A 22,276-nucleotide genomic window follows, 5' to 3' on the forward strand; every position below is an offset into this window, starting at 1 on the left:
CGGTCAATAGCTTATTGACGAATATTCAGTAGTCTATTGGGCATGGACGCAGTAAAGCGAACACGGCTCGACCCTGCGCAACGCCGAGCGCAACTCATCGACCTCGGGGCGCGGATGCTGGCCGAACGGCCGCTCGAACAGATTTCCGTCGAGGACATCGCCGATCAGGCTGGTGTCTCGCGGGGGCTTCTGTTCCACTACTTCGCGTCGAAAAGCGAGTTCCATCTGGCGATCGTCCGACACAGCAGTGAACAGATGCTCCAGCGCACCGAGCCGAGCGAGTCGGACGATCCGATGCTCACCCTCCGCTCGGTGCTGGCGTCGTACGTCGACTACGTGACCGAGAACCGCAATACCTACGTCTCGCTGCTCCGGGGGACCGCCAGCGGGGATCCGCAGATGCGTGAGGTGTTCGAGCAGACTCGCGACATCATGGCCAAGAGAACCCTCGATCAGCTCCCGAAGATCGGCCTTACTCGAACACCTCAGGTGGAGTTGGCCGTTCGCGGTTGGATCGCGTTTGTCGAGGAAGCCACCATCAGTTGGCTCCGAGCGCCCGCCATCACCCGCGAGGAACTGATCGACCTGACGGTTCAGTCGTTACCTGCGTTGGCACTGGCCGCCGTCGGCTTCGATGCCGGGCCGGATCTGGGTCTGCTGCAATCGAATTGACGTGAACGCAGAAAGGCCGGGCCCCACACTCCTTGCGGAATGTGGGGCCCGGCCCTTGTCAAATTACTGAGATCAGTTGGTCGGCAGGAACGCCTCGTCCAAGATCTCCTGCTGCTCCACCGCGTGGACCTTGCTCGATCCCGAAGAGGGAGCGGACATCGGACGACGCGAGATGCGCTTGATACCGGTCAAGGTCTCCGGCAGAAGGTCCGGCAGAGCCAGCCCGAGGAACGGCCACGCACCCTGGTTTGCGGGCTCTTCCTGGACCCAACGGAACTGATCCGCATTCGGGTAACGGTCCAGGGTCTCCTTGAGGCGACGCTTCGGCACGGGGTAGAGCTGCTCCATGCGCACGATGGCGATGTCGTCACGCTCGTCCTTGTGCTTCTTCGCCAGGAGTTCCCAGTACAGCTTGCCGCTGACCAGCAGAACCCGCTTGACCGATTCGCGTGCGCTTTCGCCGCTCTCGTATGCCGGCTCCTCGAAGACCGAACGGAACTTGCCCGTCGTGAAGTCCTCGACGTTGCTGACGGCAGCCTTGTTACGCAGCATCGACTTGGGCGTGAAAACCACCAGCGGACGGCGGATGCCGTCGAGGTGATGGCGACGCAGCAGGTGGAAGTAGCTGGCCGGAGTCGACGGAACCGCAACGGTCATCGAGCCTTCTGCACACAGCTGAAGGAAACGCTCGATGCGACCGGAGGTGTGGTCCGGACCCTGACCCTCGTGACCGTGCGGCAGGAGCAGCACGACGTCGGAGAGCTGACCCCACTTGGCCTCACCCGAAGAGATGAACTCGTCGATGATGGTCTGCGCGCCGTTGACGAAGTCACCGAACTGCGCTTCCCACAGGACCAGAGCGTCGGGGTTACCGACCGAGTAGCCGTACTCGAAGCCCAGACCTGCGTACTCGGTGAGTGCGGAGTCGTAGACCATGAACTTGCCGCCGTTTTCGGCGTCGGCAGCGATCTTGGCGATCGGGCTGTACTCGTTGCCGGTCTTGCGGTCGATGAGGACCGAGTGACGCTGCGTGAACGTTCCTCGCTTGGAGTCCTGACCCGCGAGGCGGATCAAGGCACCCTGCTCGGCCAACGAGCCGAACGCGAGCAATTCTGCGAACGCCCAGTCGACATGTCCCTCACGGGCCATCTCGCGGCGCTTCTCGGCAACCGGCTTGACGCGCGGGTGAACGGTGAAGCCGTCGGGGACGTTGACGAACGCATCACCGATGCGCTCGAGGACCTCGGGAGCGACAGCCGTGGTCAGGCGAGCCGGGGGAGTCTGGTCGAGTTCGACGGACTCGGACGGTTCGGGCTGGAACTTCTCGAGTTCACGGACCTCGTTGAAGACCCGTTCGAGCTGGCCCTGGTAGTCGCGAAGTGCGTCTTCGGCTTCCTTGAGCGAGATGTCACCGCGGCCGATGAGGGACTCGGTGTAGCTCTTACGAACGCTGCGCTTGGTGTCGATGACGTCGTACATGGCCGGCTGGGTCATCGACGGGTCGTCGCCCTCGTTGTGACCGCGACGGCGGTAGCAGATGAGGTCGATGACAACGTCCTTGCCGAACTTCTCACGGAAGTCGACGGCCAGCTGAGCAACCCAGACGCAAGCCTCGGGGTCGTCGCCGTTGACGTGGAAGACCGGTGCGGCGATCATCTTCGCGACGTCGGTGCAGTACTCGGACGAGCGTGAATGTTCCGGAGCGGTGGTGAAGCCGACCTGGTTGTTCACGACGATGTGCACGGTGCCACCGGTGCGGTAACCGCGAAGCAGCGAGAGGTTGAGCGTCTCGGCGACAACGCCCTGACCGGCGAATGCAGCGTCACCGTGCAGCATGAGCGGCAGGACGGTGAAGCCTTCTTCACCCTTGTCGAGGATGTCCTGCTTGGCGCGGACCAGGCCTTCGAGAACCGGGTCGACGGCCTCGAGGTGCGACGGGTTTGCGGTCAGTGAGACAGCGATGTCGTTGTCACCGAACATCTGGATGTACGTTCCGCTGGCACCCAAGTGGTACTTCACGTCGCCGGAGCCGTGAGCGGCTGCCGGGTTCATGTTGCCCTCGAACTCCGTGAAGATCTTGGAGTACGGCTTGCCGACGATGTTGGCAAGCACGTTGAGACGGCCGCGGTGCGGCATGCCGATGACGACCTCGTCGAGCTGGTGCTCGGCGGCCTGGTCGATCACGGCGTCCATCATCGGGATGACGGCTTCGGCGCCTTCGAGCGAGAAGCGCTTCTGGCCGACGTACTTGGTCTGCAGGAACGTCTCGAAGGCCTCGGCGGCGTTGAGCTTGCTCAGGATGTACTTCTGCTGAGCGACCGAAGGCTTGGCGTGATGGCCCTCGACGCGGTCCTGGATCCACTGACGCTGATCCGTCTCGAGGATGTGCGTGTACTCGACGCCGACGTGGCGGCAGTACGCGTCGCGCAGCACGCTCAACACGTCGCGCAGCTTCATCTTCTCTTGACCGTGGAAGCCGCCGACCTTGAACTCACGGTCCAGATCCCACAGCGTCAGGCCGTGACTGATGACGTCGAGGTCGGGGTGGCTGTGGAACTTGTCCTTGACGAACTGCAACGGGTCCGTGTCGGCCATGAGGTGGCCGCGGTCACGGTATGCAGCGATCAGTTCGAGAACGCGGGTGTTCTTGTCGACAGCGCCTTCCGGCACGTCCTTGCGCCACCGCACCGGCTCGTACGGGTTGCCGAGCGCGTGGAAGATCTCGTCGTAGAACTCGTCGCTGATCAGCAGGTTGTGGATCGTGCGCAGGAAATCGCCCGACTCGGCACCCTGGATGATGCGGTGATCGTAGGTCGAGGTGAGAGTCATCAACTTGCCGACGCCCATCTCGGCCAGCTTCTCGTCGCTGGCGCCCTGGAACTCGGCGGGGTATTCCATCGCGCCGGCACCGATGATGGCGCCCTGGCCCTTCATCAGGCGAGGAACGGAGTGAACCGTGCCGATACCGCCCGGGTTGGTCAGCGAAATGGTGACGCCGGTGAAGTCTTCGCCGGTGAGCTTGCCTTCACGGGCGCGTCGGACGATGTCCTCGTATGCCGCGTGGAACTGGACGAAGTTCATCGACTCGGTGTTCCGGATGGCGGCAACTACCAGTGAGCGGTTGCCGTCCTTTCCGGGAAGGTCGATCGCGAGTCCGAGATTGGTGTGCTCGGGCGTGACCGCGTTCGGCTTGCCGTCGATTTCGGCGAAGTGCCGGTTCATGTTGGGGAACGCGTTGACTGCCTGGACGATCGCGTAACCCAAGAGGTGGGTGAACGAGATCTTGCCGCCGCGGGTACGCGCGAGGTGGTTGTTGATGACGATGCGGTTGTCGAACATCAGCTTCGCGGGGATGGCACGCACGCTGGTTGCAGTCGGGATCTCGAGCGAGAGCGACATGTTCTTGACGACTGCGGCTGCGGCGCCGCGGAGAACCTTGGTTTCCTCGGCTCCGCCGGCAGGGGCAGGCTTCGCAGTAGAGGCCGCGGGCTTGGCTGCTGCGGGCTGGGCCGGGGCGGCCTTGGCGGCGGGCGCTGCCGTCTTCGCGGGGGCCGGAGCGGCAGCCTTGGCAGCCGGCGCAGGAGGTGCGGTCTTGGGGGCGGGAGGCGTGGCCTTGGGAGCAGCAGGCGGAGCTACAACAGCGGCGGGTGCAGCCGCGTTGCCGTTCGAGGCAGTCCCGTTTCCACCTCCCGTGTTCGCCGAGTCCGGCGAGTAATCGGTCAAGAATTCGTGCCAACTGGGATCCACGGACGACGGATCGTCCTGGAAGCGTTGGTACATCTCGTCAACCAGCCACTGGTTCTGTCCGAATTGGGATGTAGAACTGCTGCTCACGGCAGGTGTTCGCCTCGTTTCTATTTCGGTACCCGATCAGAGCGCCTATATACATGAGATTAGCCCGAGCGTGTGACGAGCAATTGTGCGGCACACAATTTGTGAGCTGTCTCACGGAAGTCCGTGATCTTGCGATCGCGCACTACCTCTCGGCGGTACAAATCCGTGCCGACTGTCACGCGACGGGGTTGCCTTCGATGACAGTTCTCGACGTCAGATTATTCCCCTCACGCGCCTGCGATGCATCCCAGAGTCCCGAGTAGTGACCACCGGCATACCGCAGAACATCGTGCGGGCCGTATTCAACGATACGTCCCCGGTCAACTACGACAACGAGGTCCGCTCGGGCAGCTGTCGCGAGGCGGTGAGCTACGACGACGGAAGTCCGTTTCCGGGTGACCGACCGACTTGCTTCGAGCACCATTCGTTCGGTCGCGGGATCGAGCGTCGCGGTCGCCTCGTCGAGGAGCAGAAGGTCCGGGTCGACGAGTTCGGCACGGGCCAATGCGATCAGTTGGCGTTGGCCCGCCGAGAGCCCCTGGCCGCGCTCGCCGACGGGATGATTCATGCCTCCACGCATGTCGGCTATCGAATTCAGTGCGCCGACGGAACGTGCCGCTTCCTCGATCTCCGCGTGCGACGCCGACGGCCTGCCGTACGCGATGTTGTCGGCGACCGTGCCGGTGAACAGATGGGCTTCTTGTGGGACCACGCCGAGGCGACGTCGGTACTGCGAGAGGTGGAAGTTCCGGATGTCGGTTCCGTCCACGTCGACCGATCCGGACGTCGGGTCGTAGAAGCGGGCGAGCAACTTCACGACCGTCGACTTCCCGGCACCGGTTCGGCCGACCAGAGCGACGGTCGTGCCCGGCGGGATTTGCAGATCGAAATCGGAGAGGGCGTCGACGTCCGCACCCGAGTACCGGAACCCGACCCCGTCGAGATGGACGGCGCCGTCGAGTCGTCCGGAGATCGCGATCAAATCCTCGCTGTCGGCAGTCTCGATCGAACTGCGAGTGCGCAGCAGGTCGCCGATTCGTTGCAATCCGACGTTTGCCTGTTGGTAACCATCGAACACTTGTGAGAGTTGCTGAATCGGTCCGAACAGCAGACCGAGGTAGAGCACGAAAGCGATCAGTACGCCGGGCGAAGTCGATCCGTTGGCGATCTGGTGCGCACCGACGAACACGACCGCGGCCAACGCGAGGTCGGACAGGAACGAAATGAAAGGGAAGTAGATCGAAATGGCTCGCTGCGACCGCATCCGCGATCGGCGGTAGCTCTCGGAGCGTTCTGCGAACCTACGCGCCGCACCTTCTTCGCGGCGGTAGGCCTGAGCTGCTCGCAGACCGGCGATGTTCTCCTGGAAGTCGGCATTGACGAGCGAGATCCGTTCGCGGGACTGGCTGTAGGCAACCGAGGAGATCTTGCGGAAGATCACGGTCGCAACCACGAGCGGTGGGATGACGGCCAGCGCCACCAGGCCGAGCGTCACGTCGGTCGCCAGGAGGGCGATCGAAATTCCGCCGACGGTCAGGACGCTCACGATCGCCGTCGACATACCGGTTTGGATGAACGACGAGAGCGCGTCGACGTCGGTGGTCATACGCGTCATGATGCGGCCGGACAATTCCCGTTCGTAGTAGTCCAGACCCAGGCGCTGCAGGTGTGCATAGCTGCGTACGCGGAGCCCGAACAACACGCGTTCACCGGCTCGGGCCGTGAGCACCGTCATGACCGCCACGATGACCCAGTCTGCGGCGACCAGGAGCGCGCCGAATGCCGTCGCGATCCAGAGTGTGGTGCTGTCTGCGGTCACGACTCCGTGGTCGATCGCATATCTGACGAGGGAGGGAAATGCGATCGCCGCGGCGGAGTCCAGGGCAAGGCACACGACAACCGCCAGTAGAACCCAGCGGACCGGCCTCAAGATCTGTCGGAGTGAGAACTGTGGATTCGATTCGCGCAGGCTCTCAGGAGCAATTCCGGGGTCTTCGCGTGCGGGTGGGAGAGCGTCGACTGCTGCCCGCAGAGACGGAGTCACCGCGATTCCGCTGAGCGCTCCGGCCATCGGTCCGCCGGCACTCTGCGCCGAAGCGGTAGTGCTGTCGGCTTCGGATTCCGGAGCCTGCGGCCACAGCTGCTCGGCTGTGGGCTCGCGGCGTTGATGTCCGAAAGCGTCAGGGCCGGCCTCGTCGATTTCGGCGGATAGTTCCGGCGGCGAGGAGAACAGGGCGCGAAAGAGCGGACATCGCGCTTCCAGCTCGTCCACGGTTCCGGAGTCGATGATCCGTCCGCCGTCGAGAACCGCGACGCGATCTGCCAGCGTCAAGGTGGATCGCCGGTGCGCGAGGATGAGCGTGGTCTGGCGCCGTCTGGCCCGGAACGCGTCGAAGATCGCGGCTTCGGTAGCCGCATCGACTGCGGAGGTCGCGTCGTCGAGGACCAGGATCCGTGGGTCGACGAGCAGTGCCCTGGCAAGTGCGATGCGCTGACGCTGGCCGCCCGACAGCGTCAGACCTCGTTCACCGACAACGGTGTCGTATCCGTCCGGGAGTGCCTCGATGAACGAATCTGCCTGTGCCAGTGCTGCTGCGTCGCGGATGTCCTCGTCGGAGGCGTCCTCGCGACCCAGTGCGATGTTGGCGGCAATGGTGTCCGAGAACAGGAAAGGTTCGTCGAAGACCAGGCTGACGGCGGCACGAAGCTGCTCACTGCGCAGTTCGCCGATGGGGAACGTCTCGCCCGCGGTATCGACGGTGACTACACCCGAAGTCGGGGCGTAGAACCGGGGGAGAAGCAAGGACAACGCGGTCTTGCCCGACGCGGCCGGCCCCACGACGGCGACGGTCTCGCCCGGTTCTATGCGGAGGTTCAGCCCGGTCAGGACGTCGCGTTCGGTGTCGAACCCGAATGCGACGTCTTCGAAAGTGACGCCGAGCGGACCGTCGGGCAGGTCCACCGGATGGTCAGGATCGGCGATGTCCGGCTGAGCGTTGATGACGTCGTAGACACGCTCGACAGCGGCGCGCGCAAGCTGCGCCATGACGATGACCGACGACAGAGTTCGGGTGACGCCGGTCATCGTCACGATGTAGGTGGCGAACGCGAGAAACGTTCCCACGGTGATCTTGTCGTGCAGTGCGAGATACCCGCCGAGGGCGATCACTCCCACCTGCCCCAGCTGGGGCAAGGCGGCCATGGTCGGCGCGAATTTCGCGTTCAACCACGCGGCGCGAAGACGCTCCGAATACAGCGTGCGGCTGTGCTTTTCGAGTTGGTCGACGGCTCGTTGTTCCTGCCCGAATCCCTTGACGACGCGCACGCCCGTGACGGTTTCCTCGACATGTTGGGCGAGGTCGGCGGCCCGCTGCTGCGCGGACCATGTTGCGGCGAAGAGCATCGGTCGCATCAGGAACACCACCAGCCCGACTGCGGGGATGACGGCGACAGCGACGAGAGTCAACAGCGGCGAGAGCCACGCCATGATGCCGATCGCGAGCACGAATTGCAGGAGCGCACCCGCGGACATGGGCACCATCGCGAGCAAACCCTGGACGAGTTGTAGATCGGTGATGGACCGGGATACCACCTGGCCTGTGCGGATCTGATCCTGCCCGCGTCCGTCGAGGCGTTGCAGCGAGCCGAGCAGGGCGAGCCGCAAGTCGTGTTGAACATCGAGCGAGAGTCGGCCGGCAAGCATCCGTCGGCCGTACTGGCACGCGAAGCGCACGACCGCGAGCAGCGCGATCGCCAGCGCGACGAACCCGATCACCTTGCCTGGGTTCTCCTGGCTTGCGGCGTCGAGCGCATAGCGGGTCAGAAGAGGAAACGAGATGTCGATCGCCGAAGCGATGACGGTCACCAGAAGCGCGCCGATGGCAACTCTTCGGTGCAACCAGCATGCGTGCGCCAAGCGGCGGATCCAGCCCGGAGCTCGATCGACCTCTCCAGCTACCGGACTGTCCGTGTTGATCGTGTTCATCGAGATCCACGGTAGACCCGGCCCCAGACAGCCTTTTCAGGTGATGTCGCGGGTCCTGGTCCGCAGCCAACCGAGCCCGCAGAACAGAACCACCCAAGCTGCCAGCATCATCGGGCCGCTCGGCCAGGACGCAAACGCGTCGACGTCGATCGACGGGGCCGCATTGATGATCGTGCCGATCGTGGCCGACACCGGAAGCGCGGCCCCGACCCCGCCGAGATCCATCGCGAGCAGCACTGCGCGGACGATCCATTCACCGAAGACGAACCACAGGATGACCGAGAGGGCACCGGCCATCGACGAACCGGTGAGCAGTGCCACCCCGGCGCCGAGCAGTGCCCACAGAGCGCACGCCAGAATGCCTGCGGCGCAGATGGCGAAGAGATCGGTGGTGAAGCTGAAGTCCCGGCCGAAGAGCAACATCGCGCCGATGCTGACTACTTCGACCGCCAACGCGTAGCCGACGGCGAATACCGCGACGACGGCAAGTTTTGCGCCGAGAACTCCGTCACGGCCGCGAGCTGTGAGGAACGTCGTGGTGAGAGTTTTGTAGCCGAATTCGGATCCGGCGGTGAGTGCTCCGAAGACAGCCGCGAACACCAGGACAAGCGTGTTGGAGACACCGAGGCTGACGCCGGTGGACACGACATCGACGTCGAAGGTGGTGTCTGCCGAATCGGCCACGGCTTCGACGAACGTCCTGGTGGAGGCAGCAATCAGCACGGCCACGACGACCGGTGCGATGGCCAGTGCCCACCAGTAGCGCAGGGTGAGAACTTTGAGTGTCTCCGCGCGCACGAGCGTGGTCATCGGTGTCCTCCGGTAGGTCCGTATGCGGCAGGGCCGTAATAGCCCGGTCCGGAACCGGGACCGGGTGGGCGGTGGTATCCGACCTGGGGAACCGCGTACTGCGGTGTTGTCATCGCGAGGAACAGTTGCTCGAGATCTGCGCCTTCGGTTGCGACGCCGAAGATCGTGACACCGGCGGCGGATGCCACCGGTGGGAGCACCGACGTGTCGGTGCCGCCCACGGCGAGCCGTCCGTCCTGCGTGATCTGGGCGTCGATGATTCCGCGAGCGGCCAATGCCGTGGCGAGGAGCGCTGGGTTGGAACACGAGACGAGCAGTCGACTGCGCTGCGAGCGGCGAAGTTCGTCCATGGTCCCTTGGTAGACGAGTGAGCCGGCGCTGACGATGACCACGCTGTCGACGGTCGCTTCCACTTCACGAAGCGCGTGACTCGAGATCAGAACCGTTCGGCCGGAACCGGCGAAGGTCTGCAGGAACTGACGAAGCCACGCCATGCCCTCGGGGTCGAGTCCGTTCGCGGGTTCGTCGAGCACGAGGATCTCGGGATCACCGAGCATCGCGGTGGCAAGGATCAGGCGTTGGCGCATTCCGAGCGAGAAGGTGCCGGTCTTGTGGGCTCCGACCGATCTCAGACCGACCATGTCCAGCACCTGCGCCGCGCGCTGAGTCGGCATGCCGATAGCGGCCGCGTAGATCTCGAGGTGTCCGAGGGCCGTTCGTTTCGGATGGAGACTGCCGACGTCGAGTACTGCGCCGACGGTCCGAGCCGGGTTGGGCAGCAAACGCATCGGGGTGCCGTTGATCGTGGCCGATCCCGACGTCGGTGACACCAGTCCGAGGAGCATCCGCAACGTGGTCGTCTTGCCCGAACCGTTCGGACCGAGAAACCCGGTGATCGAGCCCGCCTGAACGTCGAAGCTCAGGTCGTTGACCGCGCGCGCCGCCTTGAACGTCTTCGTCAACCCACGAATCTCGATGGGGGCAGAGAAGGATCCCATTGCGGTGTTCGTCAATGCTGCTCCCGGGTCGGCGGCGAATACGTGATGCGAGCCTACGGCCCGGACAGCTATCTGCGGATGGCCCGGCGTGTCTCCGTCTGGGGAAGCACTGCGGCATCGTCGGCAGGCATCACGATCAGGTGGTCGGTCCACCTGGCCGGTGCCGGTCCGAAGGCTTCGCGCGCATTCTTGACGACGCCCTTGCCGATTGCACGGTTGCCCGCACCGCCGATGACCGCACCGATTCCGGCCGGAACGAGCTTGCCGAGGATCAGTGCGCTGCGCTTCGCGGCGTACTTGGTCACGAATTTCCGCACGAGGGTGCTGTTCATTCCCCTCATCGTGGGTCCGGGAATCTTGCTCGTGATTGCCGTTCCCCAATTCTTGGCTGTGATTCCGGTGGCCTTCTGCACGATCTCCATACCGGATTCGCCGAGGGCGACTGCCAGGACCAGGGCACGTCGTTGCTGGTGATCCTGTACGGAGATTCCATGCACTGACGCAATTGCCAACGTCAGCAGCGCTGACGCCTCGAGGAAGAAAGCCGATTCCGCACCGACGGCAGCGATGGACGCGACCGTTCCGACGCCCGGCACGGCGGCGGTGGCGCCGACGGCACTGCCGCTTCCGGTCACGGCGAGAATGAACATCTTCTCCATCCGCTCGACGATCTGAGCAGGTGACTCGTCGGGGTGGGCCTTACGGACATGGTTGACGTATTTGGCCACTGCGGGCGCTTGCAGGCGGCTTCCGTTGTCGAGAACGGAAACGAGGACCTTCTCGATACGCCCGCTGTCGTTGTTCGTCGACTTGCTCATTGCTGCCCCTCCACAGTTGTCCTCCTCTGAAGCGAGGTGGACCGTATCTCGAGAATAGGTGAAGTTTTCGCTGGCGGCGGTGATCACCGGGGCCATAGGCTCGTACGAGACTCGGTTTTCTTCGTGAGTTTTCCCAGGCAGGAGTTCGAGTGTTATGACCGCCACTTCGGAATCTCGTTCGACGACCATCTGGCCGACGCTGCGCTACCTCGACGCCCGTGCGGCAATCCACTTTCTGGTGAGCACCTTCGGTTTCGTGGAGAAGGCCGTCTACGGAGAGGGAGACGTGGTGGACCACGCCCAACTCGACTGGCCGGGCGGTGGCGGCATCATGTTGGGTTCGCCGCGCACCGATTCGGCGATCGCCGGCCTGCCGCCTGGAATCGGTTCGGTGTACATCGTCGTGGACGACGCGGACGCCGCCGATGCACTCCACGAACGCGCTGTCGCGGCGGGCGCCACGATCACGCAGGGATTGCGCGACGAGGACTACGGTTCGCGGGGGTTCACCTGCCGTGATCCCGAAGGTGTGTACTGGAGTTTCGGCACGTACGCAGGGGAGTAGCCCCCCGCGACCTACCTGGTGGCCCAGTGCTCTGCCGGAACCACTTCCGACGGGATGGGCGGATGAGGTGGTGTGCCGTCCCCGAACGGTCGGCCACCCAACTGTTCGCGTCCGTGCGGTTCGAGCCAGTGTGTCAATTCCGGTCCCTTGGGCACGATTCCGGAGGGATTGATCTCGGAATGCACGATGTAGTAGTGCGCTTTGATCTGTGTGAAGTCGATGGTGTCACCGAATCCGGGGGTTTGGAACAGATCGCGCGCGTAGTCCCACAGCACCGGCATCTCGCTGAGTTTGCTTCTGTTGCACTTGAAGTGGCCGTGATAGACGGGATCGAACCGCGCCAGCGTGGTGAACAGGCGCACATCGGCTTCGGTGATGGTGTCGCCCACCAGGAAACGTTGCCGGGCAAGACGTTCGGTGAGCCAGTCGAGGCGGGCGAACAGCGTGTCGTATGCCTCGTCGTACGCCTGCTGTGAACCGGCGAAACCGCAGCGGTAGACGCCGTTGTTGACGTCGCGAAAAACGTACTCGGCCACTTCGTCGATTTCGTTTCGCAGAGGCTCCGGGTACAGATCCGGTGCGCCTTCGCGGTGGTACTTCTTCCATTGCGTCGAGAAGTCGAGGGTGATCTGTGGGTAGTCGTTCGTGATCACCTTGCCCGTGGCGATCTCCACCATGGCGGGCACCGTGATTCCCCTGGGGTAGTGGGGATCTCGGGCGAAGTATGCGTCCTGCAGTCGCGGGATCTTCAGTACGGGATCGACGCCGCCCGGGTCGAGATCGAAAGTCCAGCTTCGCTTGTCGTGAACCGGACCGCAGATGCCCATCGACAGTACGTCTTCGAGGCCGAGTAGGCGGCGGACGATGATGGCGCGGTTTGCCCACGGGCAGGCACGTGCCACGATCAACCGGTATCGCCCGGGTTCGACGGGGTAACCGTCGCGGCCGTCCTCGGTGATCCGGGTCGGGATGTAGTTGGTGTCGCGTTTGAATTCACGACCCTCTTCGACGAATGTCGGTTCGCTCGCGCCGTCTTCCGTACTCATCCGCGGTCCCTCTCGTTCGAGTGTCAACTGGGCAGGTGCACGTGTACCCGAGCGTATGCCCCCAGAACGTCGAATTTGGCTTTACGTGGAAGCGTCGCTCCGATCGCACTGCCGCGACTTGTGCGTAGCTGCGGGATCAATCCGGAATCGAGAGCGTCCTCCGCAGCGAGAAGCGTTACTGCGCAGCCGATTCCGTGACGGCGATGCGCTGGAGCAGTCAGGGTCGTGAGATCTGCCACGAATCCCTGAAATTCGGAGTATGCCGCGCATCCGAGCACCTCGGCGGAATCGGTGAGGGCGGTGAACCACCGCGTCCGGTTCCCGAGGTCGGCTGTGGTGCTGTCGTCGGGTGGGCACAGCGCAGCGACGGCGAGGGCATCGTCGATGTCGTGGGAAATCAGTAGTTGCTCGTCGGGTGGCGCGTCCGTGTAGTCGCCGAGGAAAGCGAGATCGACGGGGCCGGTGATTCGGCCGCCGTGATCGCCGGCGATCTCGAGCAGACGCGCCGGTTGCAGCAGGGCGTCGACGGAGATGTCCTCGGTGCGCTCGATGAACCACTGCGGCCCGACGATCGCACCTGAGCCTGCCAGATCGAGAACGTGGATGTCGTCGCCGACGACGCGGGCCGTGTGTGCCGGCCGAAGTGCCGAGTCGCCGAGGCCCAGTTCACGTGCCCAAGCGAGTCGGATGATGTCGAGGTGATGTTCGTCCACTCGCTACAGGCTAGTCCGATTCGAACGGGTTGATCGAGATGGACAGAGGTCGTATATTCCATGTGGACTATTTCAGGTGGAATAGTCAAGAAATAGTCAATTGCGGCTTGTCAGGGAGGGGGACTCATGGGTGACGTGTCTTTGACGCCTCTGGGAATCACCGTTCTGGGCCTGCTGTCCGAGCGTTCGATGCATCCGTACGAGATGTATCAACTGGCCTCGGTTCGCCGGGGCGATCAGTTGGTGAAGATCAAGCCGGGATCGCTCTATCACACGGTTTCCCGGTTGGAGAAGCAGGAACTTCTGGCTTCGATCGGGACCGATCGTGAGGGCAACCGGCCCGAACGGACGACGTACGAGATCACCGCCCGGGGCCGTGAGGCCCTCGAGCATCAACTACGTGAGATGTTGGCGGTTCCGGTGCGGGAGTATCCGCGGTTGCCGCTCGCGCTCGCCGAAATGCACAACCTCTCCGCGTCCACCGCGTGTCAGATGCTTCGAATTCGTCTCGCGCACCTCGACAAGACGATCGCGAAATTCGAGGCCGACTACGAAGCGCTGAAGGCGGCGGAAAAACCACGAATCTTCACGGTGGGCGCGGACTACGCCCACGCACTGACCGTCGCCGAAAGAGAGTGGATCGGCGCGTTGGTGACAGACATCGAGAGCGGCGAAATGCCCTGGCTCTCACAAGAACTTCTCGACCGGCTGGCCGGCTCCGCAGGCTCGTCCGCACTACCTAAGGACTGAAGATGGAAAAGCAGGTCAATCCCTGGCACGCGCTGTGGGCGCTGTGTATCGGGTTCTTCATGATTCTGGTGGACAGCACCATCGTCGCTGTCGCCAACCCTGCGATCATGGAGGACCTCGGCACCGACATCAACAAGGTCGTCTGGGTCACCAGCGCGTACCTGCTGGCGTACGCGGTGCCGCTGCTCGTCACCGGCCGGCTCGGTGACAGGTTCGGACCGAAGAACCTGTACATGATCGGCCTCGTACTGTTCACCGGCGCTTCACTGTGGTGTGGTCTGTCCGGCAGCGTCGAGATGCTCATCGTGGCAAGAGCTTTCCAGGGTCTGGGCGCCGCAATGATGACGCCTCAGACGATGGCCGTCATCACACGCACGTTCGCGCCGAACAAGCGTGGCGCCGCAATGGGCCTGTGGGGCGCGGTTGCCGGTGTTGCGACGCTGGTCGGTCCGCTTGCCGGTGGTGTGTTGGTCGACAATCTCGGCTGGGAATGGATCTTCATCGTCAACGTCCCGGTCGGTGTCATCGCATTCCTCCTCGCGTGGAAGCTTGTTCCGTCGTTGCCGACCAGCGAGCACAAGTTCGACATCCCCGGCGTGATTCTCAGCGCCGCAGGCATGTTCCTGCTCGTGTTCGGAATCCAGGAAGGCAGTTCGTACGACTGGAACGGATTCGTCTGGAGCCTGATCGGCGCCGGTGTGGTGTTGCTCGCGGTGTTCGTGTTCTACCAGTCGCGCAACAAGAACGAGCCCTTGCTCCCACTCGAACTCTTCAAGGACCGCAACTTCTCGCTCGCCAACGTCGCCATCACCGCGATGGGCTTCGCGATCACGTCGATGGTCCTTCCGCTGATGTTCTACACCCAGGCAGTTCGCGGACTCTCCCCGACGCAGTCGGCGCTCCTCCTCGTTCCGATGGCCGTGCTGACCGGCATTTTTGCGCCGATCATCGGCAAGCTCGTCGACAAGACGCATCCGCGCTACATTGCGGGCACCGGCTTCCTGCTGTTCGCGATCGCCCTGGGCTGGCTGGCATTGGTGATGTCTCCCGACGTCGCGATCTGGGAACTGCTCCTGCCGATCGGCCTGATCGGCTTCGCCAACGCATGCATCTGGTCACCGCTCGCGGCCACCGCCACACACAACCTGCCTCCGATGCAGGCCGGCGCCGGCGCCGGCGTCTACAACACCACCCGGCAGGTGGGTGCGGTTCTCGGCAGTGCCGCGATCGGAGCGCTGATCACCGCACGATTGGCGGCTCAGGGTCTGACCGGCGGCAGTTCCGAAGCCGGAGTGGGTCACCTACCCGAGTTCGTCCGTGAACCGTTCAGCACGGCGATGTCGGAGTCGATTTGGCTGCCCGCAGGCGTGCTGCTCATCGGCTTCGTCGCTTCGGTGTGCTTCGCTCGGCCTCTGCGCGGCGACGCACACGACGACGCGATGGCCGTCAGTGCCGAAGCGCGTCGGGAAACATCACTGCACGATTGAGATAGTCGCTCGGGTCCAGGGCTCGCTTGATCGCCCACATCGTGGCTATGTCCTCCGCAGAGAGGGCCAGGTCCAGATAGTTGCGTTTGAGCGAGCCCACCCCGTGCTCGGAACTGACGTTTCCGCCGTGATCGCGAACCAGTTCGAGGACGCTGCGGTACACGGTGTCGGCGTTCGGGCAGTTCAGGACGTTGAGGTGGATATTTCCCTCGGCGACATGTCCGAAGAGGATCGGAATTGCCTCGGGGGCACGACTCGCGATCACCGCCGCGGCGTCCTCGGCGAAGGTGGCAAGCGAGTCCAGCGGCAGCGCCGCGTCGAATTTCAGTGGGGGACCGAACAGTCCGACCACTTCGGCGAAACACTCCCGCGCCGCCCACAAACGCGTCGAGCCGGGATCGTCGACCGCCACTGCCGGGTTCTCCGGTGGGTCGATGCGTTCGAGCAGCTCGGCCAGGTCTTCCAGCGGATCGTGGGCCGCGGACACCTCGGCGAGCAGGTACCACGCCCGCCCCGTCGGCACCGCGGCGTTCAAATGGCGTGCGGCCAGTTCGAGACCGCGCCCGTCCAACAATTCGAGTGCGTCGACCCCGTCGAGAGTGCGCAACGTGCGCCCCGCGTCCACGACGTCTTGCAGTCTGTCGAAACCGGTCAGCGTCGTGACCCGGTGAGTCGGTACCCGACGTAGTTTCAGATCGACCGCCGTGACTACACCAAGAGTTCCCTCGCTGCCCACCCACAGTGCGGGCAGGTTGTATCCGGAATTGTCGGACAACACTTTCGGTGACCGGCGCACCGTGGTCCCGTCGGGGAGCACCACCTCGAGGCCGAGCACCTGTTCGGCCATGTTCCCGTATCGAACCGTGTGCAGCCCACCGGCATTGGTGGAGACCATGCCGCCGATCGTCGCTGTATCCCGAGAAGCTATGTCCACCCCGAATTTCAGGCGGGCGGCGGCGGCCGCCGAATGTACCTGCGCGAGTGTCGCTCCCGCACCGACGGCGATCCGACCGGCGGCAACATCGACTTCGCCAATCGCCTCGAGGCGTTCGGTGGAGAGCAGGACGTCGTCGTGCTCGGGCACCGTCCCGGCGACCAGACCGGTTCGCCCGCCCTGAACGGTGACCGGTACGCCGCGCGAGCGGCACACGTTCAGCACTGCCGAGACTTCGGCGGTATTTCCGGGTCGGACCAGAGCGCTGGCGCGCCCGCTGTAGCGCCCTGTCTGGTCGGTGGAACGGGTCGCCAATACGTCGGCGTCGTCGACGACGAACCGGTGTCCCACAACGTCCGCGAGTGCATTTCTCAGACCGTCCACCCGACGATCGTAGGCCGGTTCGATGTGGCAGTGTGGCGGCATGACTGCTCCCGAATCGCATCCCACCCGCCTCGAGCGCTTCACCACCGATGGTGGTGCCGAGGTGGCTGTCCTGACGTTCGCGCACGGACCACTCAATCTGTTCGATCAGGCCATGTTCGACGCCGTCATCGCCGATGTTGCAGCGCTGACCGAAAACCCACCGCGCGCTGTGCTTCTGCGCGCCGAGGGCAAGGTCAACTCGGCCGGCGTCGACGTCCATGTGTTCGACGGACTGAACCCGGAGCAGGGAGCGGAATTGTGGCGCGAACTGTTCGCCCAGATCTGCCATCCGCTCGAGGCGTTGCCGTGCCCGGTCATCTACGCGGCGCACGGGCTGACGCTGACTGCTGCCTTCGAGATCTCTTTGGCCTGCGACATCATCCTCGCGGCGCCGAAGGCGAAGTTCGGACTGGTCGAGACAGTGGTCGGTCTGACGCCGTCCATGGGTGGACCGCAGCGTTTGGCCGAGCGCGCCGGTTCCGGACGGGCTCGGGAGTTGGTCATGACCGGCGATCTCTACGACGCCGCAACTCTGCACTCGTGGGGCGTCGTCAATGCCGTTCACGACGATGTCGATGCTGCGGCGCGTGCCCTGGCGGCCCGGTTGGCGGACGGGCCCACGCGAGCCCACGACGCCACCAAGCAGATCGTGGCGGCCTGGCGTTCCGGCGGGATCGCCCACGCTGATTCGGTGACTCCCGGGGTGTCCGGTGCGCTGTTCGCCACCGATGACCTACGCGGCGCTGTCCGCAGTTTCCTCGAGGTCGGACCGGGCAAAGCGGTCTACTCCGGAAAGTAAGTTTGCGACGATTATCGCCAGAGACCTCCACGAACTGTGATCCACGTCATATAGTCGAATGGCCGGTGGGTTGTCAGTGACGTGGAGGTATCGATGCGGTCGACGCTTGTGGAATACCCGTGTTCGACTCAGCTCCTCGCCGACGCCCGTGTCACCCGTGCGGGTGACGGGGTGCTTCGGTACAGCCAACTCGACCCGTCGCTGTCCGAACTCCTCGATATCGCCGTTCATCGATTCTCCTCACGCATCGCGGTGGAGGAGGTCGACGGCGAGCAGGTCACCTTCGCGGAGTTGTGGGCCGAGGCGTCGCGGGTCGCAGGCGGGCTGAAGTCGCGAGGCGTCGAGATCGGTGACCGTGTGGCCATTCGCGTCGCCGCCGGGGTGAGGTGGATGGAGGCGTGCCTCGGCGTCATTCTCGCCGGCGGTGTTCCAGTCTCCGTGGGTGTTCATCTGAGCGACGACGCGGCGGACTTCGTCATCGCGGACAGTGGCTCGGTGTTGGTGCTCGACGGGGAACTCCCACACGGTGTTCCGTTCATCGACGACGGTGCCGCCCCGGAGGAGATGGCGATCCTCGCGTACACCGCCGATTCTTCGGGCGAAATGCTGGGCGTCGAGTTGAGCAACGAGAACGTGCTCTCCGCCATCGTCGGCATTCTGCACTCGCGCGATTACGGCGTCGAAGGTGTGCGCAATCTATTGGTGGACAATGACTTCAAGTCGGTACGGCAATTCGTGCACGTGCTCGCGACGTTGGTGGTCGGTGGAACGGTGGTCCTCGCCGGCGACTTCTGGCGTGAGAGTGTGCATACCGTCGACATCGTGACCGGGCGGCCCGAGGACCTGCTCGAGCCTCGGTTGCTCACCCTCGGGCCGGCGGCGCGTGCCGGTTCGAGGTCGGTGCAGTGGATCGATTGCAGCGGGTCGCCGATCACGGCCGAACAGGAAGCCAAGCTGCTGACCCTGTTCCCGGCTGCTCGGCATGTGATCGGGTGGGGCAAAACCGAGACCTGTGGGGCTGGTCTCATTCTGCCAACCGAGTCGGCACCCACCCACCTCGGAAGCGTCGGAATCGCTTTCGGTGGAATGGAAGTGGCGTTGTACGGCCCGGATGCTCCAGGTGGTTTCGGTGAGTTGCTGTGCCGTGGACCGAGTGTCACGCGTCGGTATTGGAACTCGCCGCAAGCGACCTCGACGAGGTTCACCCAGGGGTGGTTCTGCACTCACGACACCGCGCAGATCGACCCCGATGGCTTCGTCCGTATTGTCGAACGCAACGTCGCGTAGTCACGCGAGCGTGGTCGACAAACGAGAGGGACATCATGGCGGACGAGGTTCTCACCGAGCGGCGCGGGCGGACACTGATCATCACCATCAACCGGCCCGAGGCGCGTAACGCCATCAACTCGGCGGTCAGTCACGCATTGGCCGCTGCGGTCGAAGAGCTCGATGCGGACGACGATCTGTCCTTGGCGGTGCTGACAGGAGCCGGCGGAAACTTCTGTGCCGGTATGGATCTGAAGGCATTCGTGGCCGGCGAGAACGTACTCGTGCCGGGACGCGGTCTCGGATTCACGGAAGGGCCGCCGCGTAAGCCGATCATTTCGGCGGTCGAGGGCTTCGCGTTGGCAGGCGGCACGGAACTCGTGCTTGCCACCGACCTGGTGGTCGCGTCGTCCGAAGCGAAGTTCGGTATCCCGGAGGTCAAGCGAGGGCTGGTCGCAGGTGGAGGCGGATTGTTGCGCCTGCCCAAGCGGATTCCGTACCAGAAGGCATTGGAACTGGCCCTGACCGGTGACAGTTTCACAGCCGAGGAGGCCTACCGCTACGGCTTCGTGAACACGTTGACCGAGCCAGGTAAGGCGCTCGAAGGCGCGCTGGAGCTGGCTGAGCGCATCACCCGCAACGGACCGCTCGCGGTTGCGGTCACCAAGGAGATCATCGTCAAGGCCGGCGGTTGGTCCGACGACGAAGCTTTCGCGAAGCAGTTGCAGGTCATGGCGCCGGTGTTCGCGTCCGAAGATGCACGCGAGGGCGCGACGGCGTTCGCCGAGAAGCGCGCCCCGGTCTGGAAGGGGCGGTAACACCGACATGGCTACACCTGTCGCAGAGCTGCACATGCACATCGAGGGTTCTCTGGAACCCGAACAGATTTACCGACTTGCCGAGCGCAATCGAATGGACTTGCCGTACAAGGATATCGACGATCTGAAGTCGAGGTACGAGTTCACCGATCTGCAGTCGTTCCTCGATCTCTACTTCGCCAACATGGCCGTCCTGCGCACCGCGGAGGATTTTGCCGACCTGACGCGAGCGTACTTCCGCCGCGCGGCTGCCGCCGGCGTCGCGCATGCCGAGTTCTTCTTCAATCCACAGGCGCACGTGGTCCGTGGTGTTCCGCTGACCGAGGTCCTGGACGGGATCATGGATGCGGTGGCATCGAGTGAGCGCGAGTTCGGGCTCAGCAGCGCGGCAATCGCCGCCATCCTCCGAGATCAGCCCGTCAAAGACGCCGAGGAGATCTTCTCCGAGATAATTCGCCTGCAGGCTCCAATCGTCGGGCTCGGACTCGACTCCGCGGAGGTCGGCAACCCGCCGTCACTGTTCGAGGACGTGTTCGCCCGCGCGCGTGCCGAGGGTTTGCACGTTGTGGCTCACGCCGGTGAAGAGGGACCGCCCGAGTACATCTGGCAGGCGCTCGACATTCTCGGCGCCGAGCGGATCGACCACGGAGTCCGGGCACTCGAGGATCCTGCCCTGATCGAGCGTCTGGTCGACGAGGAGATTCCACTGACGGTCTGCCCGTTGTCGAACGTTCGTCTGCGGGTGTTCGATTCGCTGTCGGATCATCCGCTTCGATCGATGCTCGAGATGGGTTTGATCGTCACGGTCAACTCCGACGACCCGGCCTACTTCGGGGGATACGTCGACGACAATTTCACCGAACTGGGCCGAGCCCTGGGTCTGACCGAGGCCGAGCGAGACACCCTCGCCCGGAACTCGATCAAAGCCTCGTTTGCGAGCGATGCGCGAAAAGCGGAACTGCTGCGGCGCTGACCGTCAGTCGCCCAGCACCTGACGCAAGTATTCGTTGTCGAACACACGATTCGCGTCGTACTTGTCTCGAACGGCGACAAAGTCGTCGAGTCGGTCGTACGTAGGACGCAGGTCGTCGACGGTCCGGTTGTGCATTTTTCCCCAATGCGGCCGGCCGTCGACGGCGCGCGCGATGGCTTCCACCGCGGCGAAGTACTCCGTTTCGGGTCGGCGGTGGTACTGGTGTACCGCGATGTATGCGGTGTCGCGTCCGTGAGCAGTGGAGAGCCAGAGGTCGTCGGCGGCAGCGAAACGTACTTCGACGGGGAAAGCGACGTTGGTTCCGGACTTCTTCATCCAGCGATCGATTTCGTGAAGTGTCTCGGTGACGTGTTCGCGGGGAATCGCGTATTCCATCTCCTTGAACTTCACCCGGCGCGAAGACGCGAATACCCGGTAGCTGCGATCTGTGAACTCGCGGGCGCCGAGCAATCGGGACGACACGTTGTTGATTCTCGGGATCGCGGCCGGTGCCAGGGTGGCAACGCGGTTGACACCTTCGAAGAGTGTGTTCGAGAGGAGTTCGTCGTCGACGAACGCGCGGACCTTGCCCACCGGATCGGGTTCGGTATCTCCGGGGAGTCGCGTATTGCTCTTCGTCAGGACACGATCGGTGTGCGGGAACCAGTAGAACTCGAAGTGATCCAGGCCCAGGCGATCGCCCTCGAGGGTGTCCAGTATGTGAGACAGCGTGTCGGGTTCCTCGATTGCGCGAAGTGTGAATCGCGGAACGCAGGCGAGAGTGATCTTCGAAATGATGCCGATTGCGCCCAATCCGAGGCGGCCCGCTTCGAACAGCTCGACGTTTTCGTCGGCGCTTGCGGTAACGACGGATCCGTCGGCGAGAACGATCTCGATTCCGCGAATCTGTGTGGCGATACCGCCGAATCGTGCGCCGGTGCCGTGCGTGCCGGTGGACGTCGCGCCGGCCAGTGACTGGACGTCTATGTCACCGAGATTTGCCATCGCATATCCGCGTTGCCACAAGGCGTCGTTGAGAGCATGAAGGCGAGTGCCTGCAAAAACAGTGACCAGCGCACCGTCGTCGGTCGGTGTGATCGAGTCGATTCCGCTCAAGTTGTCCAGGCTGACGAGGACACCGTCAGTGACCGCGACACCGGTGAACGAGTGGCCGGCGCCGACGGCCTTCACACGTTGGCCACGCGAGGCGGCCTCGGCGACCAACGACGAAAGTTCACGGGTATTTGTCGGCGTCGCAAAGCGACGCGGCGCGGCGCTTTGAGTGCCCGCCCAGTTCTGCCAAGTGTCCGAAGCCATTACGCAATAATGTACTTGGACGGTCGTCCAGGCAAGTATTGCGCGAAGATTTTGTCATTTGCGTT

At 63.8% G+C, this 22,276-nt stretch carries 17 protein-coding genes; 8 read left to right on the forward strand and 9 right to left on the reverse strand.

The window, feature by feature from the left end:
- Positions 1-42 precede the first annotated feature (42 nt).
- On the forward strand, positions 43-672 hold the full coding sequence (locus tag ABH939_RS06085; protein WP_007736130.1) for a TetR/AcrR family transcriptional regulator: 630 nt from the start codon (positions 43-45) through the stop codon (positions 670-672).
- Between the two features lie 72 nt (positions 673-744).
- Here the strand turns inward: ABH939_RS06085 and ABH939_RS06090 are convergent, their stop codons facing one another.
- The 5 genes from ABH939_RS06090 to ABH939_RS06110 form a co-directional block, all read right to left on the reverse strand.
- Positions 745-4,506: a multifunctional oxoglutarate decarboxylase/oxoglutarate dehydrogenase thiamine pyrophosphate-binding subunit/dihydrolipoyllysine-residue succinyltransferase subunit gene (locus tag ABH939_RS06090; RefSeq protein WP_075833879.1), complete on the reverse strand. Its 3,762-nt coding sequence runs from the start codon at positions 4,504-4,506 to the stop codon at positions 745-747.
- A gap of 175 nt (positions 4,507-4,681) precedes the next feature.
- Complete coding sequence (locus tag ABH939_RS06095) at positions 4,682-8,491, reverse strand: ABC transporter ATP-binding protein (RefSeq protein WP_256519521.1); 3,810 nt, start codon at positions 8,489-8,491, stop codon at positions 4,682-4,684.
- 36 nt (positions 8,492-8,527) lie between these two features.
- The gene (locus tag ABH939_RS06100; RefSeq protein WP_007736136.1) at positions 8,528-9,301 is read right to left on the reverse strand and encodes an ABC transporter permease; all 774 of its coding nucleotides are present in this window, start codon (positions 9,299-9,301) and stop codon (positions 8,528-8,530) included.
- The gene (locus ABH939_RS06105) at positions 9,298-10,299 is read right to left on the reverse strand and encodes an ABC transporter ATP-binding protein (RefSeq protein WP_083059895.1); all 1,002 of its coding nucleotides are present in this window, start codon (positions 10,297-10,299) and stop codon (positions 9,298-9,300) included. The genes ABH939_RS06100 and ABH939_RS06105 overlap by 4 nt, the downstream gene beginning before the upstream one ends.
- 68 nt (positions 10,300-10,367) lie before the next feature.
- Entirely contained in the window at positions 10,368-11,117 is a 750-nt protein-coding gene (locus tag ABH939_RS06110) for a hypothetical protein (protein WP_003945111.1), read from the reverse strand.
- A gap of 154 nt (positions 11,118-11,271) precedes the next feature.
- Between ABH939_RS06110 and ABH939_RS06115 the strand changes: the two genes are divergently transcribed.
- Entirely contained in the window at positions 11,272-11,682 is a 411-nt protein-coding gene (locus ABH939_RS06115) for a VOC family protein (protein WP_003945129.1), read from the forward strand.
- Positions 11,683-11,693: 11 nt separating this feature from the next.
- On the opposite strand, the gene ABH939_RS06120 is transcribed toward ABH939_RS06115, so the two are convergent.
- Entirely contained in the window at positions 11,694-12,728 is a 1,035-nt protein-coding gene (locus tag ABH939_RS06120) for a glutathione S-transferase family protein (protein ID WP_042450363.1), read from the reverse strand.
- A 23-nt stretch (positions 12,729-12,751) separates the two neighbouring features.
- Positions 12,752-13,441 (reverse strand): hypothetical protein, encoded by a 690-nt coding sequence (locus ABH939_RS06125; protein ID WP_007736143.1) that lies wholly within the window; start codon positions 13,439-13,441, stop codon positions 12,752-12,754.
- 126 nt (positions 13,442-13,567) lie between these two features.
- Between ABH939_RS06125 and ABH939_RS06130 the strand changes: the two genes are divergently transcribed.
- Complete coding sequence (locus tag ABH939_RS06130; RefSeq protein ID WP_007736146.1) at positions 13,568-14,191, forward strand: PadR family transcriptional regulator; 624 nt, start codon at positions 13,568-13,570, stop codon at positions 14,189-14,191.
- Between the two features lie 2 nt (positions 14,192-14,193).
- On the forward strand, positions 14,194-15,678 hold the full coding sequence (locus ABH939_RS06135; RefSeq protein WP_003945132.1) for a DHA2 family efflux MFS transporter permease subunit: 1,485 nt from the start codon (positions 14,194-14,196) through the stop codon (positions 15,676-15,678).
- On the opposite strand, the gene ABH939_RS06140 is transcribed toward ABH939_RS06135, so the two are convergent.
- The gene (locus ABH939_RS06140) at positions 15,638-17,038 is read right to left on the reverse strand and encodes an FAD-binding oxidoreductase (RefSeq protein WP_162114814.1); all 1,401 of its coding nucleotides are present in this window, start codon (positions 17,036-17,038) and stop codon (positions 15,638-15,640) included. The two genes, ABH939_RS06135 and ABH939_RS06140, sit on opposite strands and share 41 nt — an antisense overlap.
- Here ABH939_RS06140 and ABH939_RS06145 point away from each other — a divergent pair.
- The 4 genes from ABH939_RS06145 to ABH939_RS06160 all read left to right on the forward strand — a co-directional run bounded on the left by ABH939_RS06145 (position 17,037) and on the right by ABH939_RS06160 (position 20,894).
- Entirely contained in the window at positions 17,037-17,837 is an 801-nt protein-coding gene (locus ABH939_RS06145; RefSeq protein WP_007736151.1) for an enoyl-CoA hydratase/isomerase family protein, read from the forward strand. The two genes, ABH939_RS06140 and ABH939_RS06145, sit on opposite strands and share 2 nt — an antisense overlap.
- 93 nt (positions 17,838-17,930) lie before the next feature.
- Positions 17,931-19,124, forward strand: coding sequence for a class I adenylate-forming enzyme family protein (locus ABH939_RS06150; protein ID WP_058037452.1), 1,194 nt, complete (start codon positions 17,931-17,933; stop codon positions 19,122-19,124).
- 35 nt (positions 19,125-19,159) lie between these two features.
- Positions 19,160-19,921: a crotonase/enoyl-CoA hydratase family protein gene (locus ABH939_RS06155; RefSeq protein WP_058037437.1), complete on the forward strand. Its 762-nt coding sequence runs from the start codon at positions 19,160-19,162 to the stop codon at positions 19,919-19,921.
- 7 nt (positions 19,922-19,928) lie between these two features.
- The gene (locus ABH939_RS06160; protein WP_019749316.1) at positions 19,929-20,894 is read left to right on the forward strand and encodes an adenosine deaminase; all 966 of its coding nucleotides are present in this window, start codon (positions 19,929-19,931) and stop codon (positions 20,892-20,894) included.
- Between the two features lie 3 nt (positions 20,895-20,897).
- Here ABH939_RS06160 and ABH939_RS06165 read toward each other — a convergent pair whose 3' ends face one another.
- Complete coding sequence (locus ABH939_RS06165) at positions 20,898-22,211, reverse strand: D-arabinono-1,4-lactone oxidase (RefSeq protein ID WP_042450351.1); 1,314 nt, start codon at positions 22,209-22,211, stop codon at positions 20,898-20,900.
- Between the last annotated feature and the right edge of the window lie 65 nt (positions 22,212-22,276).

This window comes from Rhodococcus sp. 27YEA6 (genome assembly GCF_044908235.1).
GTDB lineage: Bacteria > Actinomycetota > Actinomycetes > Mycobacteriales > Mycobacteriaceae > Rhodococcus_F > Rhodococcus_F qingshengii.

Excerpts from the sequence above, each read along its gene's own strand:
- ABH939_RS06165 (WP_042450351.1), bottom strand. The coding sequence starts at position 22,211 with ATGGCTTCGGACACTTGGCAGAACTGGGCGGGCACTCAAAGCGCCGCG.
- ABH939_RS06115 (WP_003945129.1), top strand. The coding sequence starts at position 11,272 with ATGACCGCCACTTCGGAATCTCGTTCGACGACCATCTGGCCGACGCTG.
- ABH939_RS06160 (WP_019749316.1), top strand. The coding sequence starts at position 19,929 with ATGGCTACACCTGTCGCAGAGCTGCACATGCACATCGAGGGTTCTCTG.
- ABH939_RS06100 (WP_007736136.1), bottom strand. The coding sequence starts at position 9,301 with ATGACCACGCTCGTGCGCGCGGAGACACTCAAAGTTCTCACCCTGCGC.
- ABH939_RS06150 (WP_058037452.1), top strand. The coding sequence starts at position 17,931 with ATGCGGTCGACGCTTGTGGAATACCCGTGTTCGACTCAGCTCCTCGCC.
- ABH939_RS06120 (WP_042450363.1), bottom strand. The coding sequence starts at position 12,728 with ATGAGTACGGAAGACGGCGCGAGCGAACCGACATTCGTCGAAGAGGGT.
- ABH939_RS06145 (WP_007736151.1), top strand. The coding sequence starts at position 17,037 with ATGACTGCTCCCGAATCGCATCCCACCCGCCTCGAGCGCTTCACCACC.
- ABH939_RS06095 (WP_256519521.1), bottom strand. The coding sequence starts at position 8,491 with ATGAACACGATCAACACGGACAGTCCGGTAGCTGGAGAGGTCGATCGA.
- ABH939_RS06135 (WP_003945132.1), top strand. The coding sequence starts at position 14,194 with ATGGAAAAGCAGGTCAATCCCTGGCACGCGCTGTGGGCGCTGTGTATC.
- ABH939_RS06105 (WP_083059895.1), bottom strand. The coding sequence starts at position 10,299 with ATGGGATCCTTCTCTGCCCCCATCGAGATTCGTGGGTTGACGAAGACG.
- ABH939_RS06155 (WP_058037437.1), top strand. The coding sequence starts at position 19,160 with ATGGCGGACGAGGTTCTCACCGAGCGGCGCGGGCGGACACTGATCATC.
- ABH939_RS06130 (WP_007736146.1), top strand. The coding sequence starts at position 13,568 with ATGGGTGACGTGTCTTTGACGCCTCTGGGAATCACCGTTCTGGGCCTG.
- ABH939_RS06110 (WP_003945111.1), bottom strand. The coding sequence starts at position 11,117 with ATGAGCAAGTCGACGAACAACGACAGCGGGCGTATCGAGAAGGTCCTC.
- ABH939_RS06140 (WP_162114814.1), bottom strand. The coding sequence starts at position 17,038 with ATGCCGCCACACTGCCACATCGAACCGGCCTACGATCGTCGGGTGGAC.
- ABH939_RS06085 (WP_007736130.1), top strand. The coding sequence starts at position 43 with ATGGACGCAGTAAAGCGAACACGGCTCGACCCTGCGCAACGCCGAGCG.